The organism is Terrisporobacter muris, from assembly GCF_024621905.1.
Lineage (GTDB): Bacteria > Bacillota > Clostridia > Peptostreptococcales > Peptostreptococcaceae > Terrisporobacter > Terrisporobacter muris.
In genome coordinates, this window is sequence record NZ_JANKBY010000192.1 from 1 (window position 1) to 6797 (window position 6797).

Annotated in this window: 9 protein-coding genes; all 9 read left to right on the forward strand. The window is 27.6% G+C overall.

The features are described from left to right. Positions 1-67 precede the first annotated feature (67 nt). The 9 genes from NSA58_RS13365 to NSA58_RS13405 all read left to right on the forward strand — a co-directional run bounded on the left by NSA58_RS13365 (position 68) and on the right by NSA58_RS13405 (position 6692). Positions 68-1336, forward strand: coding sequence for a dihydroorotase (locus tag NSA58_RS13365; RefSeq protein WP_074429271.1), 1269 nt, complete (start codon positions 68-70; stop codon positions 1334-1336). Positions 1337-1397: 61 nt separating this feature from the next. Then, positions 1398-1697 (forward strand): hypothetical protein, encoded by a 300-nt coding sequence (locus NSA58_RS13370; RefSeq protein ID WP_039680954.1) that lies wholly within the window; start codon positions 1398-1400, stop codon positions 1695-1697. Between the two features lie 101 nt (positions 1698-1798). Beyond that, positions 1799-1987 (forward strand): hypothetical protein, encoded by a 189-nt coding sequence (locus tag NSA58_RS13375; RefSeq protein WP_039680953.1) that lies wholly within the window; start codon positions 1799-1801, stop codon positions 1985-1987. Then, on the forward strand, positions 1944-2186 hold the full coding sequence (locus tag NSA58_RS13380; protein WP_257560561.1) for a hypothetical protein: 243 nt from the start codon (positions 1944-1946) through the stop codon (positions 2184-2186). Before NSA58_RS13375 ends, NSA58_RS13380 begins: the two co-directional genes overlap by 44 nt. Positions 2187-2819: 633 nt before the next feature. Then, a complete protein-coding gene (locus tag NSA58_RS13385) occupies positions 2820-3071 on the forward strand; it encodes a dihydroxyacetone kinase (protein WP_039680951.1) in 252 nt (83 codons plus the stop codon). Between the two features lie 224 nt (positions 3072-3295). Then, a complete protein-coding gene (gene dapB / locus NSA58_RS13390) occupies positions 3296-4042 on the forward strand; it encodes a 4-hydroxy-tetrahydrodipicolinate reductase (RefSeq protein WP_039680950.1) in 747 nt (248 codons plus the stop codon). 85 nt (positions 4043-4127) lie between these two features. Beyond that, complete coding sequence (locus tag NSA58_RS13395) at positions 4128-4823, forward strand: hypothetical protein (RefSeq protein ID WP_039680949.1); 696 nt, start codon at positions 4128-4130, stop codon at positions 4821-4823. Positions 4824-4971: 148 nt separating this feature from the next. Beyond that, a complete protein-coding gene (locus NSA58_RS13400) occupies positions 4972-5877 on the forward strand; it encodes an ABC transporter ATP-binding protein (RefSeq protein WP_039680948.1) in 906 nt (301 codons plus the stop codon). Then, positions 5877-6692, forward strand: a complete 816-nt coding sequence (locus tag NSA58_RS13405) for an ABC transporter permease subunit (protein ID WP_074079033.1) — start codon at positions 5877-5879, stop codon at positions 6690-6692. Before NSA58_RS13400 ends, NSA58_RS13405 begins: the two co-directional genes overlap by 1 nt. Positions 6693-6797: the final 105 nt, after the last annotated feature.

Here is a 6797-nt window from a genome sequence, read left to right on the forward strand (position 1 = left end):
AAAAATAGATTATAAATATTTAACATTAATCATTTATTTAAAATACAAATTGTAAAAGGAGAAACTTATGATTTTAATTAAAAATGGTAGATTGATAGACCCTGCAAGTAAAAGAGATGAAATAGTAGATATAGCTATTGAAGATGGGAAAATAAAAGAAATAGGGAAAATAGATGGGGAAACGTTTGAAGAAATAATAGATGCAAGTGGATATGTAGTTTCTCCAGGACTTATAGATGTTCATGTTCATTTTAGAGATCCAGGGTTTACATACAAAGAAGATATTTTAAGTGGCGCAAAATCTGCTGCGAGAGGTGGATTTACAACTGTAGTTTGTATGGCAAATACAAAACCTGTAGTAGATAATGTGGAAACTTTAAAATATATAAATGAAAAAGCAAAAGAAGCTTGTATTAATGTTCTTCAAGTGGGAAGCGTAACAAAAAGCTTTAGAGGGAAGGAACTAAGTAATTTTGAAGAACTTTTAGAACATGGTGCAGTAGGTTTTAGTGATGATGGGATAGCTATAATGGATACTGAAATGCTTTATGAAGCTATGAAAAAAGCAAAAGAGCTTGATGTACCAATAAGCCTTCATGAAGAGGATTCTAATTTTATAGAAACTGCTGGAGTAAATGATAGTGAAATCGCTAAAAAATTAGGACTTAAAGGTGGAGCTAAAACTTGTGCAGAAGATATAATGGTAGCTAGAGATTGTATGATAGCTCTAGAAACAGGGGCAAAAGTAAGCATACAACATATAAGTTCTGGTGTAGCTGTGGAAACTGTAAGATTTGCAAAATCTCTTGGAGCAAAAGTGTATGCAGAAGCAGCACCACATCATTTCACTTTAACAGAAGAAGATGTACTAAAATATGGATCACTAGCAAAAATGAATCCACCTCTTAGAAGTGAAAAAGATAAGCAAATAATAATAGAAGGATTAAAAGACAACACTATAGAAATAATAGCTACAGATCATGCACCACATTCTAATAAAGAAAAAAATCGTGCATTTGCAGCTTGTCCTAGTGGTATCATAGGTTTGGAGACATCTTTAGCTCTTGGGGTAACTTCTTTAGTTAATAAGGAGCATATAAGTCTAATGAGCTTACTTGAAAAGATGACTATAAATCCTGCTAGACTTTACAATCTTAATAGAGGTTATATTGCAGAGGGTGAAGTTGCAGATATAGTAATATTTGATGAAAATGAAAAATGGACAGTTACAGATTTTGACTCTAAATCTAGCAATTCACCTTTTGTAGGATGTGAGTTACTAGGAAAAGTTAAGTATACAATTAGTGAGGGAAAAATAGTTTATACTGACAAATAAAGTTAAATTTTACTGCTTTTATGCTATAATTTAATTAAAAATATATTCTAGGGGGTAACTTATGACAAGGGGAAGTAAATTTAATGTAGGAATAAATAATATAACTATCGACCGTTTTACTTTACTAAAATACAAATTAGTTTTAGATGATTATATTAAATCAAATAATCTTTGGGAAGAAAATACTCGTGAATGCTGGTTATATGATCTTATAGATTTTAAATTAAAACAAGACGTAGGTTTAACTTATAGAAGTATAAGGGTGTTGGAAGATGAGTGGGGATTTGATAGTGATAATGATGATATTGATGATTATATAAACAGACACATGGCTAAATTTATGGCAAAATCAAATGGATAGTAAAATGATTGGTTTAGATAATTAATTACTATAAAAGTTTTTATTGGAGAGAGAATATAATATTATCCTCCATAAAAAGAGGACTTAGAGATAAAAATACAGTGTTATCAAATATATTTTTAGCACTTATCCTGCTTCATATATTTACCATAATATTTTCTTTTGAAGGTGGGAAAGAAGAAATAAATTTGGTTATAGTAGGTGAAAGTAAAAGTGCAGTAATAAGTTCTTATTGTGAAGCTTTAGATGAATTTGACATCTGTAAATATTTCAAATATGATAAAAAATGAAGAATATAGTAGAGAAAATGAAAAATCAAAATCAATATTAGATGATATGGAATATGGTGAGTATTTTGCACTAGTAATGTTAGAAATGGCGATTTTGCTAGGAAGTGTTCATGCTTTCAAAAACACATTTTATATTAAGGAGAAGTTGGGAAGTAGGGTAAAATATCTCATGCAAAAATTTCATCACTTTTATCCTTAGAATTAATGGAGTCATTTTGTTTTATATTTATACAAGTAATAGCAATACTGGGAGCGGTATCTTTATTTTACGGAGTAAATGTGAATCTAAATAATATTTTACCAATATTACTTTTAATAGTAGTCTTTAGTTTGTTTGCTGTTTGTATAGGGATTTTTACCACAGCTTTAGCTAAGAAAAAACTAGTAGCGATAATATTTGTTCACCTATAGTTACTGTACTTACTTTGGCATCGGGACAACTTATGCCACAAATGGTACAAAATTTTTCACTCGTATTACCTCTAACTTGGGTAAATGCTGCATTTAATGGAATTTTAAATAATGGAAGTAATTAAAAAATATTTATGGATTTACTTGTGGCTATGGCTATTTCAGTAGTGCTTATTATGATTTATCTTGTTGTTGAGAATAATAAAAAAAGTAAAATATCTTAATATATTTAAATTTATGTAATAAACCATCATTTTTCCATTTAGGAAATAGTGGTTCTACTTGTATTAAGGGATTTAATATAAATGTACTTTATGTAGAAAATGTTTAGAAAGCTATACTACTAGTGTATAATATAATTATTAGTTTAAAAATCTATTAAGTAAGGAAATATAAATAAAATAGAAAAAGGAGAATGATTATGTTAGAGTATAAATTTGATACACAATTATTAATTGAAGGAAATAATCTTTCAGAAGATGAAATCAATGATTACATAGAGTCAAATATAGAAGGAGACTGTTTACTTGCAGTTGGAGATGAAAGTTTAATCAAAATACATTTCCACACCAATACCCCATGGAAGGTACTTGAATACTGTGCTTCAAAAGGAGATATTCATGATGTTGTTATAGAGAATATGGATAGACAAGCTAATGGACTTCAAGGGTAGTTTTTTATAAGACTTTTATGAAAATTAATAAATATTAGAGATTGATAACGAGAACAATTAATAGAAAAGAATGTGATATTTAATAAAAACTTAATATATAACTTAAAAAATACCTTATTTTCTTTTGGAGAATAGGGTATTTTTATGTGAATTAATTGACATTAATATGCAGCATAAATTACCATTATATTGAAAGCATACATTTTGTACAGAGGAGAATTGTGATGATAAATATAATAGTTAGTGGCCTTGGAAATACAGGAAGAGAAATAGTAAAATGTATAAATGAAACTGAAGGAGTAGAAGTATTTTGTGCAGTTTCAGATTATGATTTAAAAGATGCAGATTTTAAAATATATCCTAAGTTTAGTGATATAGTAGGAAGAGCTGATGTAATAATAGATTTTTCAAAAGCATCTAGACTGGAAGAAATATTGGAATATGCCATAGATAGAAAAATACCAGTAATTATAGGTACTACAGCACACAGTGATGAACAAAATGAAAAAGTTAAAGAAGCTGCAAAATCAATACCAGTATTTAAATCTTCAAACACATCAATAGGTATAACTGTAATGCTTCAATTAGTAAAAACAGCAACTAGATTATTAGATGGATTTGATATAGAAATAATAGAAAAACATCATAATAGAAAAGAAGATTGTCCATGTGGAACAGCTTATATGACAGCAGATGTTATTAAGGAAGTAAGAAGTGAACTTACAAATATTTATGGAAGGCATGGAAAGTCTGCTAAAAGACAGCCAAATGAACTAGCTATACATACAATAAGAGGTGGAACTATTATAGGAGACAATGATGTGATTTTTGCAGGAGATGATGAAGTTCTAGAAATTAAGCATAAAGCTGGATCTAATATGATATTTGCAAAAGGAGCTGTTATGGCAGCTAAATTTATTGTAAATGCAAATGCTGGGTTATACGATATGAATGATGTTTTACTTGGATAATAAACATAAATGATAATATAATAAGGATAAACCTTTTCTCCTATGATATAATAATCAAGGTATTGGTAAAATTAGGAGGAAAATGATGAAAAATAAAAAACATTATATAGTAGTATCACTAATCTTAGTAGCCATATCAGCTATTATGTTTATAATACATTATTTTGTATTTGGTCAAGCTGTAAACACAGCATATTATTCTTTAATGAATTTATGTTTTATTCCCATAAACAGTTTAGTTGTAACATTAATTTTAGAAAGACTAATAGATTATAAAGCTAAACAAGAAAGAATGGAAAAATTAAATATGTTAATTGGACTATTCTTTACAGAAGTTGGATACAAGCTAATGCGTTTAATAATAAAAGCAGATAAGTGTGGGAAAAACTCTATAATTTTATTTAATGATTTAGATGAAGTAAAGAGTCAAGTTGAAAAACATAAGTATATTATAGATATTGAAGAAATAGATCTGGATAAAATAATGGATGTATTATTGGAAAGCAGTAATTTACTAGTGGATTTAATTAGTAATGAAAATATAATGCAACATGAGATTTTTACAGACTTACTTATGTCAGTAATACACTTAAGAGATGAGATTACTTTTTATAAAAATGATAAAACTGATCAGCTAGATATTAGTCATTTGGAAAAAGATATTTTAAGGGTTTATAAAAATATTGCAATACAATGGGTTGATTACTTAAAATATTTAAATAAATCATATCCATTTTTATATGATAATGCTATTAGGATAAATCCATTTAAGTTTAATTAGCAAAAAGATTTACTAGGATATAATCCTGAGTAAATCTTTTTTAGATTAATATAATTTTAATAGATATACTATTAAAAAAGTATTTGAAAGGAGAAGGAGTAAATCCTATACTAATATTATAAAATAAAATGAAAATGGGGGATTTATAGTGAAGATAATTGAAACTAAGAATCTGACTAAAAGTTATAAGAAAAACAGAGGGATTGAAAGTGTTAATATAAGCGTAAATGAAGGTGAAATTTATGGGTTTATAGGGCCAAATGGTGCAGGAAAATCTACTACAATTAAGACACTTTTAAACTTTGTATATCCAACTAGTGGAAGTGGAACAATCTTTGGAATGGACATTGTAAAAGATTGTTGCAAAATAAAAGAGAATATAGGATATGTACCCAGTGAAGTGAAATACTATGACACTGTCAAAGTAAAAGATATAATGAAATATGCTCAAAGTTTTTATCCAAATGTTAGCGATGAAGACTTGGGGAAAATATGTATGGACTTAGAACTTGATATGGAAAAGAAGATGGGAGAACTGAGCCTTGGTAATAAGAAAAAAGTAGCCATTGCACAAGCACTAATTCAAAATCCCAAACTTTTAATTTTAGATGAGCCGACAAACGGTTTAGATCCCCTTATGCAGAAAAAACTTTTTAATATATTAGTAGAAGAAAAGAAAAAGGGAAATACAGTTTTCTTATCATCTCATAATTTAAATGAAGTACAAAACCTGTGTGACAGAGTTGCTGTAATAAAAGAAGGAAAAATAATAGATGTGATTGAACTGGAGAAAGCAACTGAGACCTTAGGATTAAAAATCACATTAAGTAGTAAAGATATTAATAAAGAAATTGTATTAGATTTGGGTGGAAAAATATTAAATGAAGCTAAGGATGAAAATAAAAATAACTCATTTGTCTTCCTTTATTATAAAGATGCAAATTCCCTAGTAAAAGAATTAAGTAAGTATACTATTGAGGAATTATTAATAGAAAAAGAAAATCTTGAAGATACTTTCTTAAATTACTATGAAAATAAGGGGGAAGAGAAATAATGAATATATTTAAATTTGAATTTAAAAGATTGTTTAAATCATGCCTTACTTGGTCAGTAGTATGTGGAATGATGATAGCTTTGTTTATGTCACTTTTTCCAACTATGGCTGACATGGGTATACAAGAATTGGTAAATGATAAAATGGGTGCTTTATCAGTAGATATGCTAAAAGCTTTTAATATAGATTCAGGAATGGATTTTTCAGATATATTTAATTATCTTGCTTATGTTATTCAATACATATCTATGGCTAGTGCAGTTTATGGGGCAATACTTGGAGTTAATGCCCTTATAAAAGAAGAAAGCCAAGGGACTATAGAGTTTTTATACTCAAAGCCAATAAAAAGAGGTAAGATTGTTACAACAAAGTTATTATCAATAATTTTAATTTATTTTATTTATATAGTCATAATAGGAGCAATTACAATTATTGTTTCTTTATTTGTAAAACCAGATAATGTGGAACTTATGGATCTTTTAATAAATATAAAAACAGTTTATATGGGAATGTTTATTTTAGGGCTTGTTTTTATGTCTATAGGAATATTAATTTCAGCCTTAGTTAAATCTGACAAAGGAGGGATTCCCATATCAATTGGAATATTTTTTATTTCTTACTTATTTGGAATAATAGGGAAATTAAAAGAAGATTTTGAATTTCTTAAGTATTTCTCGCCATTTGATTATTATGCTCCGGGTGATCTTTTAAAAAATGGATTTGAAGCGAAATTTGTTATAATAGGGATTTGCATAATGTTTGTTTCTATTTTAAGTACTTATTTAGTTTATAAAAGAAAAGATATGAATATTTAATCAAATAAAAATAACAAGTCAGCAAATGTTTGCTGACTTTTATTGCTAATATAGGTATATTATAAATTTATATATTTGATCAATACTGTTTATTGAGTTAAAATT

Bases quoted from the DNA above. Each gene is read 5' to 3' on its own strand.
- NSA58_RS13365 (WP_074429271.1), top strand. From the start codon at position 68: ATGATTTTAATTAAAAATGGTAGATTGATAGACCCTGCAAGTAAAAGA.
- NSA58_RS13385 (WP_039680951.1), top strand. From the start codon at position 2,820: ATGTTAGAGTATAAATTTGATACACAATTATTAATTGAAGGAAATAAT.
- dapB (WP_039680950.1), top strand. From the start codon at position 3,296: ATGATAAATATAATAGTTAGTGGCCTTGGAAATACAGGAAGAGAAATA.
- NSA58_RS13370 (WP_039680954.1), top strand. From the start codon at position 1,398: ATGACAAGGGGAAGTAAATTTAATGTAGGAATAAATAATATAACTATC.
- NSA58_RS13405 (WP_074079033.1), top strand. From the start codon at position 5,877: ATGAATATATTTAAATTTGAATTTAAAAGATTGTTTAAATCATGCCTT.
- NSA58_RS13395 (WP_039680949.1), top strand. From the start codon at position 4,128: ATGAAAAATAAAAAACATTATATAGTAGTATCACTAATCTTAGTAGCC.
- NSA58_RS13380 (WP_257560561.1), top strand. From the start codon at position 1,944: ATGAATTTGACATCTGTAAATATTTCAAATATGATAAAAAATGAAGAA.